The 22,892-nt window shown below is 42.9% G+C and carries 19 protein-coding genes; 16 read left to right on the top strand and 3 right to left on the bottom strand.

Annotated features, from left to right (window positions below; translation table 11 throughout):
- Positions 1–2: 2 nt before the first annotated feature.
- The 11 genes from IEY18_RS00445 to IEY18_RS00395 all read left to right on the top strand — a co-directional run bounded on the left by IEY18_RS00445 (position 3) and on the right by IEY18_RS00395 (position 9,612).
- A complete protein-coding gene (locus IEY18_RS00445; RefSeq protein WP_188916749.1) occupies positions 3–884 on the top strand; it encodes a MinD/ParA family protein in 882 nt (293 codons plus the stop codon).
- On the top strand, positions 877–1,596 hold the full coding sequence (locus IEY18_RS00440) for an RNA polymerase sigma factor FliA (protein WP_188916747.1): 720 nt from the start codon (positions 877–879) through the stop codon (positions 1,594–1,596). Before IEY18_RS00445 ends, IEY18_RS00440 begins: the two co-directional genes overlap by 8 nt.
- A gap of 45 nt (positions 1,597–1,641) precedes the next feature.
- Entirely contained in the window at positions 1,642–2,025 is a 384-nt protein-coding gene (gene cheY, locus IEY18_RS00435) for a chemotaxis response regulator CheY (protein WP_229779680.1), read from the top strand.
- A gap of 17 nt (positions 2,026–2,042) precedes the next feature.
- Positions 2,043–2,780 carry a protein phosphatase CheZ gene (locus tag IEY18_RS00430; protein WP_188916742.1) on the top strand — a complete coding sequence of 246 codons (738 nt, stop codon included), beginning with the start codon at positions 2,043–2,045 and terminating at the stop codon, positions 2,778–2,780.
- Positions 2,781–2,795: 15 nt separating this feature from the next.
- Positions 2,796–4,991 (top strand): chemotaxis protein CheA, encoded by a 2,196-nt coding sequence (locus IEY18_RS00425; protein WP_188916740.1) that lies wholly within the window; start codon positions 2,796–2,798, stop codon positions 4,989–4,991.
- Positions 4,992–5,056: 65 nt separating this feature from the next.
- On the top strand, positions 5,057–6,193 hold the full coding sequence (locus IEY18_RS00420; RefSeq protein ID WP_188916738.1) for a protein-glutamate methylesterase/protein-glutamine glutaminase: 1,137 nt from the start codon (positions 5,057–5,059) through the stop codon (positions 6,191–6,193).
- Positions 6,186–6,722: a hypothetical protein gene (locus IEY18_RS00415; RefSeq protein WP_188916736.1), complete on the top strand. Its 537-nt coding sequence runs from the start codon at positions 6,186–6,188 to the stop codon at positions 6,720–6,722. The genes IEY18_RS00420 and IEY18_RS00415 overlap by 8 nt, the downstream gene beginning before the upstream one ends.
- A gap of 30 nt (positions 6,723–6,752) precedes the next feature.
- Positions 6,753–7,544: a ParA family protein gene (locus IEY18_RS00410; protein ID WP_188916719.1), complete on the top strand. Its 792-nt coding sequence runs from the start codon at positions 6,753–6,755 to the stop codon at positions 7,542–7,544.
- The gene (locus tag IEY18_RS00405; RefSeq protein WP_188916717.1) at positions 7,528–8,520 is read left to right on the top strand and encodes a chemotaxis protein CheW; all 993 of its coding nucleotides are present in this window, start codon (positions 7,528–7,530) and stop codon (positions 8,518–8,520) included. Before IEY18_RS00410 ends, IEY18_RS00405 begins: the two co-directional genes overlap by 17 nt.
- 7 nt (positions 8,521–8,527) lie before the next feature.
- A complete protein-coding gene (locus IEY18_RS00400) occupies positions 8,528–9,025 on the top strand; it encodes a chemotaxis protein CheW (protein WP_188916715.1) in 498 nt (165 codons plus the stop codon).
- Between the two features lie 188 nt (positions 9,026–9,213).
- Positions 9,214–9,612, top strand: a complete 399-nt coding sequence (locus tag IEY18_RS00395) for a DUF2802 domain-containing protein (protein ID WP_188917838.1) — start codon at positions 9,214–9,216, stop codon at positions 9,610–9,612.
- Positions 9,613–9,891: 279 nt separating this feature from the next.
- Here IEY18_RS00395 and IEY18_RS00390 read toward each other — a convergent pair whose 3' ends face one another.
- Both IEY18_RS00390 and IEY18_RS00385 read right to left on the bottom strand, forming a co-directional pair.
- A complete protein-coding gene (locus IEY18_RS00390; RefSeq protein WP_188916713.1) occupies positions 9,892–10,200 on the bottom strand; it encodes an EscU/YscU/HrcU family type III secretion system export apparatus switch protein in 309 nt (102 codons plus the stop codon).
- Positions 10,201–10,209: 9 nt separating this feature from the next.
- Complete coding sequence (locus IEY18_RS00385; protein ID WP_188916712.1) at positions 10,210–11,859, bottom strand: hypothetical protein; 1,650 nt, start codon at positions 11,857–11,859, stop codon at positions 10,210–10,212.
- Between the two features lie 295 nt (positions 11,860–12,154).
- Here IEY18_RS00385 and IEY18_RS00380 point away from each other — a divergent pair, with 295 nt between their 5' ends.
- The gene (locus IEY18_RS00380) at positions 12,155–12,934 is read left to right on the top strand and encodes an MlaA family lipoprotein (RefSeq protein WP_188916710.1); all 780 of its coding nucleotides are present in this window, start codon (positions 12,155–12,157) and stop codon (positions 12,932–12,934) included.
- 102 nt (positions 12,935–13,036) lie between these two features.
- On the top strand, positions 13,037–14,161 hold the full coding sequence (locus tag IEY18_RS00375; protein WP_188916708.1) for a response regulator: 1,125 nt from the start codon (positions 13,037–13,039) through the stop codon (positions 14,159–14,161).
- 162 nt (positions 14,162–14,323) lie between these two features.
- Here the strand turns inward: IEY18_RS00375 and IEY18_RS00370 are convergent, their stop codons facing one another.
- On the bottom strand, positions 14,324–15,841 hold the full coding sequence (locus IEY18_RS00370; RefSeq protein WP_188916706.1) for a peptide MFS transporter: 1,518 nt from the start codon (positions 15,839–15,841) through the stop codon (positions 14,324–14,326).
- Between the two features lie 592 nt (positions 15,842–16,433).
- Between IEY18_RS00370 and rfaH the strand changes: the two genes are divergently transcribed.
- The 3 genes from rfaH to IEY18_RS00355 all read left to right on the top strand — a co-directional run bounded on the left by rfaH (position 16,434) and on the right by IEY18_RS00355 (position 22,827).
- Positions 16,434–16,943, top strand: coding sequence for a transcription/translation regulatory transformer protein RfaH (rfaH, locus tag IEY18_RS00365; RefSeq protein WP_188916704.1), 510 nt, complete (start codon positions 16,434–16,436; stop codon positions 16,941–16,943).
- A 551-nt stretch (positions 16,944–17,494) separates the two neighbouring features.
- Positions 17,495–19,975, top strand: coding sequence for an SLBB domain-containing protein (locus IEY18_RS00360; protein WP_373290691.1), 2,481 nt, complete (start codon positions 17,495–17,497; stop codon positions 19,973–19,975).
- Positions 19,976–20,106: 131 nt separating this feature from the next.
- Positions 20,107–22,827 carry an SLBB domain-containing protein gene (locus IEY18_RS00355; protein ID WP_188917834.1) on the top strand — a complete coding sequence of 907 codons (2,721 nt, stop codon included), beginning with the start codon at positions 20,107–20,109 and terminating at the stop codon, positions 22,825–22,827.
- Positions 22,828–22,892 lie beyond the last annotated feature (65 nt).

Raw genomic sequence — 22,892 nt, 5'->3', positions numbered from 1 at the left:
CTATGACACCGGATCAAGCAAGCGGTTTACGTATGATGAATCAACCACATAATGAGAAAGTAAAAGTAATTGCCGTTACTGGTGGTAAAGGGGGCGTTGGTAAAACAAACGTTTCTATTAATACTGCCGTATCTTTGGCGGAAAAGGGAAAGCGTGTTTTAGTCCTTGATGCTGACTTAGGCCTCGCAAATGTCGATGTCATGTTAGGGATCCGCGCAGAACGTAACTTGTCTCATGTTTTATCTGGCGATGCAGAGCTAGACGATATTATCGTTCGTGGCCCTAAAGGCATCGGTATTGTACCTGCAACGTCCGGTACGCAAGCTATGGTTGAGCTCAATCAAGCTCAACACGCAGGGTTAATTCGTGCTTTCAGTGAAATGCGCTCGCAGTTTGATGTGTTAATTGTCGATACTGCAGCCGGTATTTCAGATATGGTTTTAAGCTTTTCTCGCGCCTCACAAGATGTGTTAGTTGTGGTCTGTGATGAGCCGACATCGATTACTGATGCCTATGCGCTTATCAAAATTCTAAGCCGAGAACACGGCGTATTTAGATTTAAAATTGTTGCCAATATGGTGCGTAGTTTAAGAGAAGGGATGGAGTTATTTGCTAAGTTAAGCAAAGTGACGGATCGTTTCCTTGATGTCGCGTTAGAACTGGTCGCAACGATTCCATTTGATGAAAACCTTCGTAAAGCTGTGCGTAAACAGAAAGTTATTGTTGATGCTTATCCCAAGTCGCCAGCTTCAATTGCCTATCATGGACTTGCAAATAAGGTCATGAGTTGGCCAATTCCTCAACAACCAGGTGGTCACTTAGAGTTCTTTGTCGAGCGCTTAGTTCAGCAACCCGATTATCAAGAGGATAGAACGAGTGAATAAAGCCGCTGCGTATACTAGTCTTGACAATAAAGCGAACGTCGTCGAACAGTATGCACCGTTGGTAAAAAAAATTGCTCATCACCTTTTGGCGAGGCTCCCAGCTTCAGTTCAGCTCGATGACTTGACTCAAGCTGGCATGATGGGGCTGCTTGAAGCCTCTTCAAAGTTTGACGGTAGCAAAGGTGCCAAGTTTGAAACGTTTGCCGGGATCCGCATTCGTGGCGCAATGCTTGATGAGATCCGTCGAGGTGATTGGGTGCCACGCTCAGTGCATCGTAATCAACGTCGTGTCGCTCAAGTGATTGACGAATTAGAACAAGAGCTGGGTCGCGATGCACGTGACACAGAAATCGCAGAAAGACTTGATATAACCCTGAATGAATACCATCATATTCTAAATGATGTTTCTGTAGGGAAAATCATAGGCATAGAAGATTTAGGGGTGACGCAAGACGTCATATCTGCTGACGAAGCGTCCTATGACAATACCTTTGATTCACTATTAGATAAACAATTTCAAAGTGCGATGGTTGCGGCAATTAAGCTGCTTCCAGAAAGGGACGCGCTAGTGTTATCACTTTATTATGATGAAGCACTGAATTTAAAGGAAATTGGAGCTATTCTTGAAGTAAGCGAATCAAGAGTTAGCCAAATTCATAGCCAAGCAATGTTAAGACTTAAGGGCAAGTTGAAACATTGGACACAAACATAATTATTAATATAGAGCATTACAAGTATTAGCTCACCGGAGGAAACCTTGGACAAGAATATGAAGATTCTTATTGTTGACGACTTTTCAACAATGAGACGTATCATCAAGAACTTGTTGCGAGACTTGGGGTTTAACAATACCCAAGAAGCAGATGACGGAAACACCGCTTTACCTATGTTGCAAAAAGGCGAGTTTGATTTCGTTGTTACAGACTGGAACATGCCTGGCATGCAAGGTATTGACTTGCTAAAGGCGATTCGCGCTGACGACGAATTAAAACACATTCCTGTGTTAATGGTAACGGCAGAAGCGAAGCGTGAGCAGATTATTGCTGCAGCGCAAGCTGGCGTAAATGGATATGTAGTGAAGCCATTTACAGCAGCAACACTGAAAGAGAAGTTAGATAAGATTTTTGAACGACTCGGCTAAATTAGCGAAGGTGAGCAATGCAAGCACAAACAACAAAGCTTATTTCGCTAGAGCAAGCCAAAAAGCTGGTCGAGTTGCTGGAGCAAGATCAACAGCAACAAGCTGATGAATTAATTAGTGAGATTTCAGCGCCTCTTCAAAGTGACTTGTTCGATGAAGTGGGAAAACTGACGAGGCAGCTGCATAGTGCTTTAATGGATTTTCAGCTAGATAGTCGCTTGATTGAGCTTGCGAATACAGAGATTCCAGATGCTAAAGAACGCTTAAATTATGTCATCGATATGACAGAGCAAGCGGCAAATAAAACCATGGATGCTGTAGAAGAGTCATTGCCGCTAGCAAGTGCAATTCACGCCAATATTCACTCAGTGAAGCCGGTATGGGACAAGCTCATGCGGCGTGATATTGATATTACAGAGTTTAAAAAGCTTTGCCATGATGTCCAAGACTTTATGGTTCGAAGTGAGCAGGACTCTGACAGGCTTAGAGATTTATTAAATGAAATCTTAATGGCACAAGACTTCCAGGATTTGACCGGACAGATGATCCGACGCGTGATTGAACTCGTGCGGGAAGTAGAAAATAGCTTAGTTTCTTTGCTGACAGTATTTGGTGATGAAGCCGAAACTGAAGTTGCAGCAGCGGAAACAACAGACATAGATGCAGAAGGTCCGATAATGAATGCGGAGTTGCGAGAAGATGTCGTCGCCGGACAAGACGAAGTAGATGATCTGCTTTCTAGTCTAGGTTTCTAATTAGGAGTCAAATGAATGGCCTTTGATGTTGATGAAGAGATTCTCCAGGATTTTTTGATTGAAGCTGGCGAGATCTTAGAACTTCTGCAAGAGCAATTAGTCGCGCTTGAGAACAATCCTGAAGATACGGATTTACTCAATGCCATCTTCCGTGGCTTCCACACCGTAAAAGGTGGTGCAGGCTTTTTAAGCCTGACTCCAATGGTTGACGTGTGTCATGAAGCCGAGAATACATTTGATTTATTAAGAACCGGTAAGCGTGGTGTGAGTGCGGAATTAATGGACGTCATTCTGCAAGCAGTTGACTCAATTAATACCATGTTTGATCAAACGCAAGCTGGTGAACAGCAAGATCCTGCGGAGCCTCAGCTACTTGCTGACTTAAAATTGTTGAGTTCAGGAGAGCTTTTACCTTCTGAAAAAGGTGAAGATGCTGCAGAGCCAGAGCCAGAGCCAGAGCCAGAGCCAGAGCCAGAGCCAGAGCCAGAGCCAGAGCCAGAGCCAGAGCCAGAGCCAGAGCCAGTAAGTGATGCTGATATCGATGAAATCAATGACGACGAATTTGAAGCATTACTCGACGCCCTTCATGGCGACGGTAAGGGACCCGCAACGACCGAAAAGCCAAGCACTGAAGTCGCACCGGTTAGTGGTGATGATATTACGGATGACGAGTTTGAGTCGCTGCTTGATGAGTTACATGGCTCTGGAACATTTGCGAGCAAAGCGCCAGGAGCTAAAGTTGTTGAGCCAGAGCCAGATTTAGCTCAAGCCGTTGATGCTGATGAAATTACTGATGATGAGTTTGAAGCACTATTAGATGAGCTTCATGGCAAAGGAGCGCCTGCAGCAGAAAAAGAAGCCAAGCCTTCGAAGCCGAAAAAAGCGAAAGCAGAACCCAAGGCAGAGACTGTCAAGCCAGCAAAGAAAGCTGTTAAAGCTAAGCCTGCAGCAAAGACAGAGGCTGCTCCAGCGAAGACTCAGGTTGCTGCTAAGCCTAAAGCTCCTGCAAAAGCTGCTGGGCCGAGTGTCCCGCAAGGTGAAACGACAGTTCGTGTTGATACAGCGCGCTTAGACCAAATTATGAATATGGTTGGTGAGCTGGTATTGGTGAGGAATCGCTTGGTTAGCCTTGGTGTCACTCGTGAAGACGAAGAGATGTCAAAGGCCTTGGCAAACTTGGATTTGGTTACCGCAGACCTTCAAGGCGCAGTCATGAAGACGCGGATGCAACCCATCAAGAAAGTATTTGGCCGCTTCCCACGAGTTGTACGAGACTTAGCACGTTCACTAAATAAAGAGATTGATCTTGTCATGATTGGTGAAGAAACCGATCTGGATAAGAACCTTGTCGAAGCGTTAGCCGATCCATTAGTTCACTTGGTGAGAAACTCGGTGGACCACGGTATTGAAATGCCTGCCACTCGTCTTGAAAATGGCAAATCAAAGACCGGAACCATTACGCTTTCTGCCAGCCAAGAAGGCGATCATATCCTGCTTAAAATCGAAGATGACGGCGCAGGAATGGACGCTGAAAAGCTGAAGCAAATAGCAATCAGCCGCGGTGTTTTAGACGAAGATGCTGCCGCTCGCATGTCTGACAATGATGCCTACAATCTGATTTTTGCTCCGGGATTCTCAACCAAAGTTGAGGTTTCAGATATTTCAGGTCGTGGTGTGGGAATGGACGTGGTTAAAACCCGTATCACCCAGCTCAACGGTACAGTTCACATTGATTCGGCACACGGTAAAGGCACAAGACTCGAGATTAAAGTCCCATTAACCTTAGCCATTATGCCAACGTTAATGGTTGAAGTTACTAAGCAAGTCTTTGCATTGCCGTTATCGAGTGTGAATGAGATTTTCCACCTTGATTTAACCAAAACCAATATCGTTGATGGCCAATTGACTGTGATTGTACGAGATAAGGCTGTTCCTTTATTCTATTTGGAGCAGTGGCTTAGCCGTACCAGTACCGGTTTTAAGCATGGCGACAAAGAGCATGGTCATGTTGTGATTGTACAATTAGGTACATCCCAAGTTGGTTTTGTTGTGGATTCTCTTATCGGCCAAGAAGAGGTCGTGATTAAACCTTTAGGTACGTTGCTTCATGGAACGCCTGGTATGGCTGGTGCAACAATTACCTCTGATGGCGGCATTGCGTTGATCCTCGATGTTCCAGGTTTGTTAAAGCATAACGCCGGTCGCAGATAGTCTGTGTCCGCACATTCCTTGCAATGAAGGTGCGACCTTCGGTGCAAGGAATGATAAGGATTTAAATGGGTATTAAAGTTTTAATCGTCGATGATTCTAGTTTTTTTCGTCGGCGAGTGAGTGAGATTGTGAAGCAAGACCCAGAGCTTGAAGTCATCGGCACGGCATCCAATGGTGCTGAGGCTGTACAAATGGCGCAGAAACTTTCTCCGCAAGTGATTACGATGGATATTGAAATGCCCGTCATGGACGGCATTACAGCCGTTAAAAAAATCATGGAAAGCACACCAACACCGATTTTAATGTTTTCTTCGCTGACTCATGATGGAGCGAAGGCAACGCTCGACGCGTTAGAAGCCGGCGCATTAGATTTTTTGCCGAAACGCTTTGAAGATATAGCGACGAATAAAGAAGATGCGACCAAGCTATTGCAACAGCGAGTCAAAGCTTTGGGGCGTCGTCGTATGTTTCGGCCCGCTGCCAGACCTGTTGCAAAGCCTCAAGTGCAAGCTAAGCCTACCGCATCCCGCCCTTTAGGAAGAACCGCCACGACGGCATCAAAGCCTGTAGCAACTCCAGTCCGGGCTAAAACTGGTGCCTCAGGACCTTCAAAGGCAAGTGGAAAACATTACAAATTACTCTTGATTGGTACCTCCACCGGTGGACCCGTTGCATTACAAAAGATTCTGACTCAGTTCCCTGCCAATTATCCGCACCCTATTTTATTGGTTCAGCATATGCCCGCTGCATTTACGCCAGCTTTTGCGAATCGACTGAACGGTTTATGTAAGATCGGTGTGAAAGAAGCGGAAAACGGAGATGTACTACGCCCGGGGCAAGCTTACTTGGCTCCAGGCGGTATGCAAATGATGATAGAGCGTAGCGGGGGCTCTGGTAGGCTTAAAGTTATTCCTGGAAAGGCGGATATGAACTATAAGCCGAGTGTTGATATCACTTTTGCTTCGGCTTCAAAGGCTTTTTCATCGGACGTGCTTGCAGTTGTGTTAACTGGTATGGGAGCTGATGGCCGTGAAGGCGCTCGTATGCTTAAAAGTGCAGGGGCAGTGATATGGGCGCAAGATGAAGCAAGCTGTGTCGTTTATGGAATGCCGCAGGCTGTAACCGCCGCGGGGATCTCTACGCAGTCCATTGCTTTAGATCATATGGCAGATGCAATCATTAGAGAATCAGGTCGTGGCTAAGGTCAAAAATATTCAGACTGCATTATGGCTCACCATTTTTTTATTGGGTGTTGCAGTGGTGGTATTTGCGGGACTATTTTTTGACACATTAAATAAAAATCGGTTATTGGACGAAGAAGTTCAAACATTACAAAAGAGCCAAGTTTTACTAATGGTTCCGGATGATCAAGCAGAAGCGATTGCAAACTGGCTAGCAAGCAATCCGGAGCAAACACAGTCATTATTGCAGCACGCGCAGACCGGTCAGCAGACATCTGTGCAACTTGACACCGATGGCAGCTTGAAGTCGATTGACGAAAGCAAATCAAGGACAGAAAAATCAGCAGGTGCTCCATTGCTTGCTGATTCGCAACAGGTCATTCCTGAAGATGGCAATGGAAACGCAACAAAGCAATCGAACAACCAAGTAAAGCGTGATACTCAGCCGTTATTGGAACCGAAAATCGTATCTGATAGCAAAGGCGATGTTAAAGTTATTACTCTTCCCCATGGCGGAATAAGAGTAACAACTCGAGAAGAAAAAAATTAGTTTTTAACGCGTGCAACTGAGGATGTTTGTTTGAAAGTTTGGACCATTGCAAATCAAAAAGGTGGCGTAGGTAAGACAACCTCGGTTGCCAGTCTCGCAGGTTCCCTCGTTAAACGCGGTCAGCGTGTGTTGATGATCGATACCGACCCTCATGCCTCACTCGGCTACTATTTGGGTATTGACTCAGAAGAAGTCTCTGGGTCTCTCTATGATGTCTTCTTAGCCCATAAAGAATTAACGCACACTTTGGTAAAGAAGCATATTGTCACAACGTTGGTTGACAATTTGGACTTACTTCCAGCAACGATGGCATTGGCAACCTTAGATAAAGCGCTAGGGCACCAAGGTGGTATGGGGCTCGTCTTAAAGAAATTGCTATCGCTCGTTGAAGATGATTACGATGTTGCCTTAATTGATTGTCCACCGGTACTTGGCGTACTGATGGTGAATGCATTGGCAGCTAGCGATCATATTGTTGTACCTGTTCAGACTGAATTTTTGGCGATCAAAGGTTTGGATAGAATGATTAAAACGATGGAGTTAATGGGCCGAGCCAAAAAAGTAAAATATAACTATACCGTGGTTCCGACTATGTACGACCGCCGTACCAAAGCTTCTCCGGCAGCACTTCAGCAACTCAGTGAAGATTATGGGCATGCACTTTGGCCTGACGTTATTCCAATAGATACCAAGTTCCGAGATGCGAGCCTTGCACATATGCCCGCATCGCACTTTGCGGGTTCGAGTCGTGGTGTAAAAGCTTACGATAGGCTACTCGACTTTTTAATGGAAAAGGAGCTTGGCCATGTCAAAATCGGTTGATCAGACTGTTTTTGACTACTTTTCGTTATTATTGACGGAAGAAGATAGTCAGCCTAAAGCCTCTGCTGCTTCCTTGGCGGTTGCCGCGAGTGCGAATACTGCAATCGAACATGTTATTGCTGCTGAGGCTATGCCAGCGATTATGCCCAAAGTTGAGCAAAAAACTGACTATAAGGTAAATAAGCCGGCACCTCAGTTCGCAGAACCTTCTGCGAAACTGGATAAACAATCGTTAGAAAGCCTGCTCGCTTCAGTCTCTACTGCAGAAGTAGCGAAGCCAACGATAGAGAACCAAGTAGAAACCCGAACAAAAAATCAAACGGAAAATAGGTTTAAAACTAAGCCAAAAATCAAAGAACAGTTAAAAGAACAGGCAAAAGTTCAAACACAGGCTAAAGTTAAAGAAAATGAAGCCGAAAAACAGGTAGTTGAAAAAGTTGTTGCTGATGATGTGGAAGTTGCCGCTCAAGTTCAAGAAGGGGCAGCCCCACCAAGTATTACAAAAGATTTACAGCAACAACTCGATGATGAGTTTCAGGTACTCTTTTTTAAAGTCGCTGGGTTAACGCTTGCAGTGCCTTTGGTTAGTCTGGGCGGCATTGTTAAAGTTGAGCACATTAACCAAATATTTGGTCGGCCGGATTGGTTTTTAGGGGTTCAGTCCCATCGTGATAGCCAACTGAATTTAGTTGATACTTGTGCCTGGGTGATGCCAGATAAGTATGATGAAGCCTTAGCGGAAAGTGTAGACTATCAGTATTTTGTAGTTTTAGAAGACAGTAACTGGGGACTGGCTTGTGAATCATTGGTTCATACCGTGAAGATCAATAAGTCTCAAGTGAATTGGCGTGGTAAAGCAGGGAAACGACCTTGGTTAGCTGGCGTCGTAAAAGAACAAATGTGTGGCATTTTGAATGTGCAATCGCTAATCGAAATGTTAAATGCGGGTTTAGGTTGTCAAGATCCTATTGATTGAGGTAGATATGACAGATTCAAGAAATGTAGCGGCAGTTGCGGCAGGTAATAACGAAGATGCGGTTTTGCAATGGGTTACCTTTCGGTTAGACAATGAAACGTATGGTATTAACGTAATGCAAGTTCAAGAAGTATTACGTTATACCGAAATTGCACCAGTGCCTGGCGCACCACATTATGTACTCGGTATCATTAACCTTCGCGGTAATGTAGTGACTGTTATCGATACCCGCTCTCGTTTTGGTTTACAGTCTACCGAAATTGATGAGTCTTCTCGAATCGTGATTATTGAAGCTGAAAAGCAAGTGATTGGTATTTTGGTTGATAGCGTGGCAGAGGTTGTCTATCTTCGTCGCTCTGAAATTGACAATGCACCTAATGTTGGTACCGAAGAAAGCGCTAAGTTTATTCAAGGTGTAAGTAATCGTGACAATGAGCTTTTGATTTTAGTTGATTTAGATAAGCTTCTTTCTGATGAAGAATGGGCGGAAATCTCTCAGCTTTAATTCGCCGATATCACGATAAAATTCTGATGTTTAATTTAATGGCCACTGTTGAAGTGGTCATTATTTTTTGTGGTTCGTTTGGTAAAAAGTGATTAGAATATCAATAGTTAGTGGTACGCTCTAGTAAAGTAACGCAGAACTATACAATATTTTTGAGTGTTTGATTGGGGTACTTTGGTATGGAAATGATGGGCGATCAATTTTTAATCGCAGCGCTCGTTTATGTGATTGCCTGCTTAGGCCTTGTTCTCTATTTGCAAAAGCAGTCAAACAAGTTGAGAGCAAAGGTTGATGCGCTTACAGTACTGATGAAAGAAAGTGACCGGCAACGTGACGCATTCAAACGTGAATTGAATGAACTACGCAGCGGTACTATTGGTGTTGGGCGCCGTGTAATCGAGTTAGAAAAGAAGTTGGCAAAACAAGATGCGAAGCTAGATGAGGCCAACCAACAAGACCCACAGGCTAGATTGTATAGTCGGGCGATGAAAATGGTGAGTTTAGGCGCAGGTGTTGAAGAATTAGTTCAAGAATGTGAGTTACCTAAAGCTGAAGCAGAATTGATATTACGTTTGCATCGAAAGTAGGTTTCGGGACAGTTGAATCCACTTTCAGTTTGCTTTCCTGTGGCAGAGCTAAAGCGAAAAAAGTGCCGAAAAAACCTTAACAGGTATGGGGATCGAGTATTAATGGGTTGCGCCTGATATAGCTACAGCAAAGGGTAGGTGAATTGATAAAGATTTTTTGTTCTCACGCTGACTACATTTTAAGAGTTTTATTTTTGTCGTGCTTATTGAAATCCCCTGATTTATTTATAAAAAATGCTTCTGCGTTACTTATTTTTGAAGCCATGATTCACAAGTTGTCTAAACTTCTGCCACTATTTTTTGGTGCATGTTATTCCACTTTTCTGGATACTTCCCTTCCAACATGTAAACAAATGCGATAATTTCCGCGATAATTGTATAGAGTTCAACGGGTATTTCTTCGCCCTGTTCCAGCGTTTGTAGGAATTGCGCTAGGTGAGGGTCTTGATGGATGTGTATACCAACCTCTTGAGCTAGTGCAATGATCTCCTCAGCAATAACCCCTTCACCTTTAACGGTTACTTTGGGCGCTTCGCCTTCGTTGTATTGCAAGCCAACGGCTTGACGCGTTTTCTGTTCGTCGTTCATTTTAATCCCCTAAGCTTCAGTATGGACGAGATAATGGTCACCAGGAAGAATGGTCGGAGGTACTTTCGTCTCATGGGTATAAATCTGGCTGATGTTAATATTCACTTCTGAGAATTTCTTGATGAGTCCCTCGGTAAACAATGAGATTTTTGACAATAGGAGTGGGCTCTCACAATGAAAGTGTAACTCGAGAGACTCCTGTCGCTTGTGAGCAATAACTAACAGCGGAGAGCTTTGTAGATTAAACTTAAGCTGTAGCTTCCATTGTGGGGGCCTTTCGTCAGCGTCTTCATGGCTTGACTGTTCATACATTCCCTCAAGCTGCTCATGATTCTGGTTAAATTGATAAGGGGCGGCAAAGTACCACTGATGTTGGTTTTCTAGACTTGTTTGTTGAAAAATTTGCAGCCCACTTGCTAATCGATTGATTGTTTCTAGCGTTCCTGACTGTTGTAACTGTTCCAATAACGGGCTCGGTATTTGGCTGGCCTGCTGGACTTGACGTAGGTATTGAATTAACTGGCTACTTACGGGTAAAGACTGAGTTAGTGCTTGCTGACCCAGTAAAAGCTGAAATAACAGAGTGATAGGATGTAAATTATTGGATGGTGTTATTTGAGTCAGATGTAGCTGCTCTGCTAAATGAATACTTGAGTATTGATGTAGTCGTTGTTTAACCGATGCAGGGCTCGCAAGCTGAGTTAAGAGATCGGGCGATAGTGAAGGAAGATATCTAAGCAAACGATGCGTGAGGCTTTGGCTACTTTGGTTGCTTGCTGGTTTTTGTATCGCTTCACTCTCTTGATCGTCACCAAAGTTTTTTAGCACTTGGTAAATTTCTGTTTGAGATGGAGAGTTTTTAGTGGCCGAGTGGGGGGAGGCTTTAGTGTTAGCATCTGTTGCTTGTACTGTTTTGTTGTTTGTTTTTTCTGGAATTCCTGAACGCTCTAACTTTGCAAACAGTTGAGCGTATCCATCACTGACGGTGATGAGCCTCTTGAGTTTGTTTTCACGGCTTAAAGCTTGTCCTTGCTGATTTTCTATCGTATGGGTGGATTGTGCTGTTGGTAAAAGTTGAATTTCAGAGCGGCCAGCAATGGGAGACAGTTCTAGGTTTAATCGATTTGAAGCAAATGTTATGCGGGCTAAATACTTGCCGTTATTTAACTGAGCGTGAGAATCAATTTTGATGCTAGAGCCTTTGTCAAAATTCAAAACACCATTTTTAATGTCTACGTCGGGTAAGGGATAGCCATGTTTCCTCGCAGCAAGAGACTCAAGCGATTGAATAGAAACATGATTGACTTGAGCCAACTTTTTAATTGCATTTGGTAGCGGTAAGATTTTTGGCTCATTCACGCCAACGAGCTCATATCTATTTGAGTCGTTTTTAGAGCCTTTAGTGTTTTTATTCTGAGTGACTTTCAGTAAGTGCTGATTGGCATGTGCCAATGAAGAGACGTTTGCTTGGTTGACGATAGAAAATTGTAACGTCTGCTGATTTATCTGCAGTATGGGCTGCTGATTGCTAAACTTTACGAACACGGGGATCTGAACTGGGCTTGTTGTTTCACGAATACCGAGAACACTGGAACGCAGTGAGGTTTTACTTTGACCAAGCAGATTTGTTAATGCATGAATCGGATTTAAGGGTTCCATTATTCGGGCCTAAATGACACGCGTGATCATAATTTAACACAAAATTTGAAGCCTATTTGTCATTATGGTTTGTAATTGCTCAATGCGACGTACGATTGATAATGAAATCTATTAATTATGGCTCAGGATAAGTGTAACAGTCGGTAAAAAATGTCGTAAAGTCATTTTATTAGCGGTATGATCCTTCGCTCGTTCGGCGCGAATAGGCAGTACATTGTTCGCGAATTGTTGGTTGGATGTCGACCAACATGCATTTTACCGTGCGCTAATTATTGAAAGTGGTGAAAAGATAAATATGAAGTTGAAATGGATTGTGTTGCCCTTATTCTGTGTGTTGGGGCAATCGACGTTAGCATTTGCAGATGATCAGCAAGTGAGCGAAGCCGACTCAAAGGAAAGAGTTGCAGTAGTATTCGATGATCCTCGTGACCCATTTGAAGCGCTCAACCGAGTGATTTGGGATATTAACTATGAAGTCATTGATAAAAATATTTATCGACCTGTTGCTCATGGTTACAATGATCATGTTCCTTTGCCGGTTAAATCGGGCATCAACAATTTTGTTCGGAACTTTGAAGAGCCAAGCTCTATGGTCAACAATGCCTTACAAGGCAAGTGGAAGTGGGCTGCGAATGCGGGTAGCCGATTCACCTTGAACTCCACTATCGGTATTCTGGGCGTGGTTGATGTCGCTGATATGATGGGCTTGCCACGAAAGCGAGACGAATTCAATGAAGTCTTGGGATATTATGGTGTGCCGAATGGACCCTATTTCATGATGCCGTTTTTGGGGCCTTATGTCACCAGGGAACTCGCCTCAGATTGGGTTGATGGTCTATACTTTCCATTATCAGACTTTACCATGTGGCAATCTGCCTTAAAGTGGGGCTTAAAGAGCCTTCATAGCCGAGCTGCGGCAATTGACCAAGAGCGTTTATTAGACAATGCACTAGACCCATATATATTTGTGAAAGATGCTTACTTTCAGCACATGGATTATAAAGTCTTTGATGGTGACGTTCCTTTAGAGCAAGAAGATGACCTTTTAGACGAGTACATGTTGGAGTTGGAATAGCTGTAGAGCAACACAAGCATTTAGATATCATTTAACATTGTCTTGCTCTGTCCATTGGTATGTAACAATGGGCTTATGCTATCAATATCCTTAGGGGATTATATGGCATTAAGTGATATCTCTGTTTTGTTTGTTGAGGATGACCCCGTATTTCGGAGCTTAGTTTCCGCTTATCTTGTAAAACATGGTGCAAAGGTGACAGAAGCCGAAGACGGTGAAGTTGGCCTTCAGTACTTTTTAACTCAGACATTCGATGTGGTTCTCGCTGATTTAAGCATGCCTAATATGGGCGGTTTAGAAATGTTACGAGAGCTTCAGAAAGCAAATTCTCAAGTTCCTGCAATTGTGATCTCTGGTAACAATGTGATGGCAGATGTCGTTGAAGCGCTGCGTGTTGGTGCCAGTGACTATATCGTCAAGCCTGTTTCTGATCTTGAAACGATTGAAACAGCTATTTTGCAGGCAATAAAGGTGCCTCCTCAATCCGAAGAGGAATTGCAGCAACATCAAGAAGAACAGTCTTATAAAGAGCTGCAAGAAAATTTGCAATTGCTTGAGCGAGATACAAGCGCAGCGAGCTCTATTCAACAGCAGTTATTTCCAAGCCATTGCATCGATTACCCGCAAGCTAACCTGAAATATAGTCTTTTCAATTCCGACGAAGTCAGTGATTACTTTATTGATTCTCGACTAGTTGATAGTCAGCATATCGTGTTTTATATGGTGGATATGAGTTCCAATTCAAGTCAATCTACCTTTGCGAGTGTATTACTTCATAGTTTAGTGACTGAAAAGCTAACCAGCTTTCAAGCGGGTGAGAGTGCAACGGTTTTGCAGCCATTTGGCATGTTAAGTTATTTGAATGAGAAGTTGCTAGTGAGTGGCTTAGAACTAGATATGGACATCATTTATGTGTCGATTGATCTTGAAAACCTAAGAGTAGCGATAGCGAAGTCGGGCAATACGTTGCGATGCTATATTAGAACTGAGCAACAGTTAACGCCGTTGATACTTGCTGACACGCCGGAGTTGGGCACATTAGACTGGGGAGAGCCAAGCTCGCAGTTTCGCACACTTTCGAAATCCGAAGCCTTATGTATTTCAACGACCCATCCCATACACAAACAGAGTTTGCTACATAATGAGTTTTGTGGCCATTGCGTGAGCCCTAATTTACCGGAAGGAGGGTTTATTCAGTTGTCGTTTGGTGAAAGTTTGGCGTCATAGAGTGGCCTGAAACCGCTTCGTGGTTTGAAATGAGTGATGTTGATTATATTTGTAAGTCAAAACGCTTTGTTGTAACTGCATAAAAAAACGCCTCGGAATGAGGCGTTTTTTGTGAGTCAGAAATACTGTACGATGAGGTTTTAGTCGTTTAAGCCCAACACTTTAGTGGTTGGTTTTAATCCCTTCATGCTCACCCGTTACCGCGATTTCCTGTTCTAATACTTCTTCTTCAGTATGGCTTTCAGCTTTGTCTTCTGCTCCGTGCATCCAATCAACTAGCTTGTCAGCCATAAAGTAGAGGATTACGCCTGAGATAGTTGCGGTGATGGCAATCCCCGCAAAAATCGACATTGCATTAGCAAGTTGCTCTTCTACAGCGCCACCATGACCGATAAATGATCCAACTAAACCGCCAATTTTGTTGGCTGCTGCGATAAATAGGAACCAAGCACCCATAAGCAATGAAGCAATGCGAAGTGGAGCCAATTTAGTCACCATTGATAGACCGATTGGCGATAAGCATAACTCACCCATGGTATGGAAGAAGTATGCACCGACTAACCACCACATACTTGATTTAGCGGTAGCATCGCCACCCATTTCCATAACTGCGCCAATCATAAACAAGAAGCCAACAGCGAGTAGGAATAAACCAAGGGCAAATTTAACTGGCGAGTTAGGCTCTCTTTTACCGAGACGGATCCAAATTGAAGCTATCACAGGTGCGAAAACGACAATGAATATCGCGTTTAATGATTGGAAATAAGTCGTAGGCACTTCCCAGCTACCAATCATGCGATCAGTAAAGTTATTGGTAAACAGGTTCATCAATCCGCCTGCTTGCTCAAATCCAGCCCAGAAAATGATGGTAAACAAGCCCATAACCATAATAACTTTAATACGGTCGCGTTCAACCTTGGTTAGTGGTTCTTTACGAACTTCACCTTTTTCTTCATTCCTTTGCTTTTCAAGTTTAGCCGCCGGTATTGTACCAATGTCACCTAATAGCTTTTGGGCAAATAAGAACTGAATAATGAGTGATGCAACCATGCCTATACCAGCACAGAAGAAGCCCGCTTGCCAGTTGTTCACGAATACTTCTTGTCCATCAACAACGGCACTATGGCCAAATGATGTGTAGGCCCACGCAACGATAAAGCCAGATAGGGCTGCACCAACGTTAATCCCCATATAGAAGATAGTGAATGCACCATCACGTCGGTGATCGCCTTCTTCGTATAGGTCACCAACCATTGTTGAAATGTTTGGTTTAAACAGACCGTTACCTAGAATAAGAGTGCCTAAACCTATATAGAACAATGTCGTTTCAAGGCCTGGGAACCAGTCATGAGGCGCGGCCAAGGTGAATTGACCAGCAGCCATTAAGAAGCCACCAATATAAATTGACTTTCTTTGCCCCAAAATATTATCAGCTAACCAGCCACCTATAAGTGGAGTCAGGTACACTAAACCCGTGAATGTGCCGTATAGTGATAATGCATCCGCTTGAGTCCAGCCTAGTCCACTACCACCTTCTGATTGGACTTTGTCTACTAGATAAAGTACGAGAATTGCTCGCATTGCATAGTAACTGAATCGCTCCCACAGCTCTGTTGTAAACAGTAGGAACAACCCGGTAGGGTGACCAAGCATGGTTCCCTTGGGTTTAGATACGCTCATTTATTTTCCACCTTCAACTTGTGATTACCCACGAACAAAAAAAGCGTCGTGGAAATATTTTGTAAATAATTCTTCTAGTCAGGCACCATGTTTTTGTGAATCAAGTGTGCTTTTTGCGTGCAAGCGGGTTATCTATAACATGTGGGCACAAAGAATTTATCCACGATAACCGGTCTCGCCAAGCCAACCACTTGATATCTACGACGTACATAGTGTCATGCAAGAGATTTATAGTATTTATATATTATTCAGAGCTTTAATGTTGAAAACATCTTAGGTAAATGGTTACTTTGAGTTATCAAACGCATCAGTTAAACGTTAATAACGTTACATTGTAAAAATTGTATGTTCACCAAGCTAACATGAAAAAACGTCACAAACTCCAAAAATCCACACTTATATACCCTTTTCGACGCGTAAAAGTCAATTTTCGTTCAGTGATTGTTCAGTATCTAAACTATTGTATTTTATCTGCTGGTGTTCTTCATTAATTGGCGAAAACAATGACACTTTCGTGCGACAAATCCTTTCAACAAATAAGGATGTTTGCTAATATTCCACGCCGTGAATAGGACGTCGCAGTGAGAGATAGATGAAAGCTTGGTATTTATTGTATTGTAAGCCCAGAAATGAGTTCAGGGCACAGCAAAACTTAGCCCTTCAAGGGGTTGAGTCGTATTTGCCCATGTTACTCTCAGAACCTACCTCAAAATCAAAGTCTGCTAAGTCGACGCCATTGTTTCCGTGTTACCTTTTTGCTTTTTTTGATCCGCAAGAATTTCCTATCAGTCGCATTCATTCAACACGTGGTGTTGCGCGTCTTGTTGGCTGTAAAGAAATGCTAGTACCAATCGATGAATCAATTGTGAACGGTGTTAAAACTCAAGAGCAAAAGGTAAGACGAGAGGTTGTGAGTCTCGCACATGAACCTCTCATGCGAAGTGGCGACAAAGTCGTTGTTCATTCTGGGCCTTTTTCAGAACTAGAAGGCATATTTGATGAGACTTGCGGCAATAAACGGTGCCACGTTTTGTTTACCATCATGGGGCAAACAAAACGGATCAGTGTGCCGCAAGCTGACTTGAAGAGAGTTTGTGCGTAAAGCTATATCACTCTTGTAAGATATTCGCTATAAGATAACCAAAGCTTGGACGTCGCTAAACGTCGTGATTATCTTTAACGTCTACTTAAGTCTATTGTTTTTAAGAAGGTTTTCTTATGGTCTTAGGACCATAAAATTTGTATTGACTAATGTTTGTGCGGTTGAACTTTTTGATTTATTAAAATCAAGTTGAAGTTGCCTCGAATGTTATAAGATGTCGCGTCAATTGTTAAATAAGGCGGTTGTTTTAATCTCTCGCTAGTGAAAAAGTAGAAAGTCGTTAAATCGATGGGCATTGCTGGAGCCGAAACCAATGGGCGGTAGCGTGCCTAAACGGCGTGAAGTAATCAACTTCACCCATTTGACAACTTATTCGTGTCAGATGTAAGCCTCTGTTTTGGTATAGCAAAAACCGATATGAGTATTGCGGCATTAATAGCCAGTTCTGCGTACTTGTTTTCAAATCAAATTTAAAGTGGGTTGAGTATTGCTCTACTTTTCAGCCCCAAAATTTTCGATGTTATCTATAAACTGTTTTTGGAGAAGCTATAGTGTTACGTAACTTTAAACTGATGTTGATGGCTACTATTGCTATGTGGGGAATGATCGCGTTACATGCAGCGGCTATCACACCTTCTCCACAGATGATTGAACAATTTAAAGCGTTGCCTAAGTCAGAACAGCAACGGCTAGCGAAGCAATACGGTGTAGACCCATCAATTCTTAGTTCGGGAAGTCGGACAACTACAATTCAAAACCCAGAAGTTGTAGCACCTCGAAAGGCTACAAATAACGTAGTGGATCAATCTGAGAGTGAAGGGTTGAACCAAGCCACTAAAACCAAATCTAGTGTTGAAGCGCTAGAAAGTAAAAAAGAAAAGCAATTAAAGCGCTTTGGTTATGATCTGTTTGCGGGAGAACCCACGACGTTTGCTCCGGTTTCTGACGTGCCTGTGCCTTCTGAATACATGGTTGGCCCTGGCGATACGTTGAATGTGCAATTGTATGGCAAAGAACATAATGAATTTACGTTAACAATAAATCGAGAAGGTGTGGTTCAGTTTCCAGATTTAGGCCCGATTAGCTTGAACGGGCTTACTTTTGCAGAAGTTCGTGAGGTATTGAAGCGTCGTATTGATCAAGCCATGATTGGCATTCAAGCGAGCATCACTATGGGTGAGCTTCGCTCTATTCGTATTTTCGTTGCCGGCGATGCTTATAAACCAGGCTCTTATACCGTATCGAGTCTTTCTACGATGACGCAAGCCTTGTTTGTCTCTGGGGGCGTAAACCAAATTGGTAGCCTGCGTAACATTCAGCTCAAACGCATGGGGAAAACCGTTGGCACTTTAGATTTGTATGACTTGCTAATGAAGGGCGACGCTTCTGGAGATATGCGCTTGCAGTCGGGAGACGTTGTGTTTATCCCTCCATCTGGTGGAAGTGTTGGTATTAAAGGTGAAATTCGTCGTCCAGCAATCTATGAACTGAAAAACAACGAAACAATCGCAGATGTGCTGCGAATGGCAAGTGGTCTAAAGCCAGGCGCCTATCCCAAAGCCAGTAGCATTGAGCGTTATAAGCTAGCTGCAAATAAAACAGTCATTACTATTGACCTGACAACAAAAAGTGGTTTGAGCTCGCGAGTCAAAAATGGTGACATTATTAGTGTTAAATCATCATCAAGTCGCATTGATAATGTTGTCACTATTAGTGGCGCAGTTATACGCCCTGGTGAGTATCAATGGTCACCCAATTTAAAAGTAGCTGACATACTCCCTTCTATTTGGGGGGATTTGACGATTTCTGCAGACCTTGATTATTGTTTATTGGTTCGAGAAATAAATCGAAGAGGTGATATCGAAGTTCAAACCGTCGCTCTGGGACAGGCGATTACGAAAAGGAGCAGTAAACAAAATATAGTGCTGCAACCAAGGGATCATATTGTTGTATTTGACTATTCGGATCGTAAAAAACTGCTCGCTCCAATCATCGCCAAATTGAAGAAGCAAAGTCGATTTGGTGATGCGGTAAAGACTGTCAATATTGGTGGCAATGTTAAGTTTCCGGGTCAATATCCTTTGACTAAAAAAGCGAAAGCAAAAGATCTACTCATTGCTGCTGGCGGACTGCAAGAAGGTGCTTACACGCTCGCTGCAGAGTTGACCCGTCAACTCGCGAGTAAAAACGGTGTTAAAAGCCAACATACGCAAATTAGTCTTGAAGATATTATCAATAATGTTAGCGCTGCCAATGTTGAGCTGCAAAGTAGAGATATTATTACGGTAAGAACGTTACCCGATTTTCAAGAGACTCGTTGGGTTAAGGTTCAAGGAGAGGTTGTATTTCCAGGTTCTTATTCAATTCAGCGTGGTGAAACCCTCAAGCAAGTGTTAGAGCGTGCAGGCGGTTTAACTGAAGAAGCATCGGCTAGAAGTGCTGTTTTTTTACGAAAATCAGTACAGCGTAAAGAGCAGATAGAGCTTTCTAAATTGTCAGATGAACTACGTCGCGATATTGCTGCTAGGGCGTTAACTAAAGATGGCGCGATAATTGGCTTTGCTGATGCTCAGTTAATGTTGAACGAGCTCGAGAACGTAAAAACGGTTGGGCGGCTCGTTGTTGATATCAACGCGATTAATATGGGCATTGTTGATGCCAATATTGATTTAGAAAATGAGGATGAAATCTATATTCCGGCTAAAAATCCTACTGTGTCGGTTATGGGGCAAGTGCAGTATCCAAGTACTCATCGTTACAAACAAGGCCTAAAACTCGAGGATTATCTGAATTTAGCCGGTGGACCACGAAAGCGCGCTGACGATGATCGCGTATATGTACTAAAGGCTGATGGCTCAGTGATGATGCCAAGTTCATCGCTTTGGTATAGCGATAATCATCCTATAGAACCAGGCGACTCTATCATCATGCCGCTAGATACAGAATATAAAGATAGTTTGACTCTATGGAGTCAAGTTACTCAAATCATCTATAACACAGCCGTTGCGATTAGCGCTATTTCTAGTATATAGATTTGATTAGTAGCATGGGCATAACCCGATATATTCAAGTATTAACCATTTATTTGAGAATAGAAAACCAGTGCAGTTATTCTGGAGAGAAAGTGAAAACAACAATTAGAAAGATATTTCTTGCATTCCCTATGATGTTAATTGCTTTTTTGTGGGTCAATTCCGTAAGTGCGATATCACCTACGCCACAAATGTTAGAGCAATTCAAGAGTTTGCCAAAATCAGAGCAACAACGTTTAGCGAGACAATATGGCATTGACCCAGCGTTACTGAGTGGTATCGATACGAATCAGCCGACGCGACTCGAAACTCCACAACTAGTCACACCGCGCCCGACTTCTGATGGCTTCAATACTCAGCCTGCAGATTCGTATAAAGTTGAACCTGAAGTCATTGATTTCACGGATGATGATACTGACTCTTTAAAGCGCTTTGGATATGAGTTATTTGCCGGCGCTCCCACAACTTTTGCGCCGGTTTCTGATGCGCCCGTGCCAGCTGAATATCTTGTTGGGCCAGGGGATAATATAAAAGTCCAACTCTATGGCAAAGAAAACAAAAATTACGATCTAGTGATTAATCGCGATGGGGTGATTCAGTTTCCAGAACTGGGGCCAGTTAATGTTAACGGGCTCACTTTTTCTCAGCTTCGCGAGTCGCTCACAGAAAGAATTAAGCAACAGATGATCGGTATCGAGTCCAATATCACTATGGGTGAATTAAGATCGATTCGAATTTTTGTGGCAGGAGATGCATATAAACCCGGTTCCTATACTGTTTCAAGTTTATCAAGCATGACACAAGCATTATTTGTAGCAGGCGGTATTAACGAAATTGGTTCGTTACGGAACATCCAGCTAAAGCGCAATGGTAATCTTATCGGCAAGCTGGACCTCTATGACTTGCTTATTCATGGGGATGCATCTGGTGATAAACGACTGAGAAGTGGTGATGTCGTATTTATTCCCCCTGCAACGAAAATTGTTGAAATTGATGGTTTTGTTAATCGTCCTGCGATATATGAATTGCAGCAAGGTGACAATCTAGCTGACGTAATAAAAATGGCGGGGGGCGCAAAACCCGACGCTTATTTAAAAACAGTAAGTATAGAGCGTTACAACACTCAAGGATTAAAAGCGATAAAACTCATCGATTTGTCGTCTAAACAAGGACTCCAGTTCGTTGTTAAGGCCGGTGACGTCATTGGAATTGAAGGAGCTTCTCTACAATATCAGAATGCTATAACGTTGGTTGGTGCTGTGATTCGCCCAGGTCAATATCAGTGGCAGCAGGGGATCTCCGTTAAAGATTTAATTCCACAAATTAAAGGACAAGTAAAAAGAAGTGCTGATCTTCAATACTCGCTCGTTGTCCGCGAGAATAACAGCAGTGGAGAAATAGAGATCATTCAATTTTCTTTGAATGATGCAGTTAACTTGTCGGATGCAACGCAAAATATCGTTCTGCATGAGAACGATAAAATTATTATTTTCAATAAAAACGACGATACGCAAAACAGGTATGAACTCAATAAACTCGTTCAAAACCGCATAAAAAAGATAAGCCAATTGTCTAGTAATTCTTTGCTCGGCAATGATTTATTTAAAGCTGGGTTTGCTCAGCTGGAAAAAGCAGAGCTTGATAACAAAGAGCAAATAGCTGGTGTGGTTGTGCATAAGAAGTCTGAACAAAGCAAAGAACAAGAGCTTGTTTCAAGCGAAGTAAATAAGATGCTTGCCAACTTATTCTTTGATAAAGAACTCATCCAACTCAGTCATGTGCTCAACCGCAGTGAATTGCTATTTCCCATTATTGTAAAACTAAATCAACAAGGCGATGCAGGTGATTCTGTCGATGTAGTTGCAGTGAATGGCCCAGTACGGTACCCAGGCGTTTACCCCCTTGCAAATAAAGGGACGATTAAAGATCTGGTGACTGCAGCAGGTGGCCTTAAAGAAGGCGCATATACACCGAGAGCTGAATTAACGCGTACATTTATGGGCGAGAATGGGTCAAACATCAAGCATCATGGCTTATGCCTATCGTCTGCTTTAGCAGGTGAAGTTGACGATAATATTGAGCTCAAAGGAAGAGATGTCCTCACTGTATTGACAACACCAGACTGGCAGGAAAACCAATCAATTGAAGTGCGCGGCGAGGTTAAGTTTCCTGGTGTATACAATATTCGTCGAGGTGAAACATTGTTAAGCGTTCTTGAGCGCGCGGGCGGATATACTGAGTACGCGTATCTACCAGCAGCCGTTTTTGTGCGTGAAGCGGTTCGAAAACAAGAGCAAATCGAAATTAAAAAACTTGCTGATACGTTAAGGCGAGATATTGCCACGCGAGGTGTATCTAAAGATGGCAATGTTGTGAATTATAGCGAAGCGAAATTGATGCTCGCGGATTTGGAAAACATTCAAGCGGTTGGACGTTTAGTTGTTGATTTACCCGCGCTTGCAATGGGCGTTAAGCAAGCGGACATTCAGTTGGAAGATAGCGATGTGTTGTATGTGCCTTCGACTAAACAAACTGTGGCAGTAATGGGCGAAGTGCAACATGCTGCAACGCATCGCTATAAAGAAGGCTTAGGTTACAGTGAGTATATTTCTATGTCCGGTGGCTCAAGACAAAGAGCCGATGAAGATAGAACCTATATTATCCAAGCTAACGGTTCTGTTCTTTTGCCGTCGTCATCTTTTTGGTTTGATGACAATCAACAATTGAAGCCTGGTGACACGATTATTGTTCCACTTGATACGGAATATAAAGATAATCTGACACTTTGGAGTCAAGTCACCCAAATTATTTATAATACCGCAGTGGCGATAGCAACTGTTTCGAACTTATAGCCTTTAAACTAATTCCCAAGTTGTTTATTTGGTTTGTAAGAATAACTAATTAAAATTAACTTTTA

Source organism: Shewanella gelidii, from assembly GCF_014647855.1.
Taxonomy (GTDB): Bacteria; Pseudomonadota; Gammaproteobacteria; order Enterobacterales; family Shewanellaceae; genus Shewanella; species Shewanella gelidii.
Note: the sequence above shows the minus strand (reverse complement) of the source record. Positions and strands in the feature narration are given on the sequence as shown.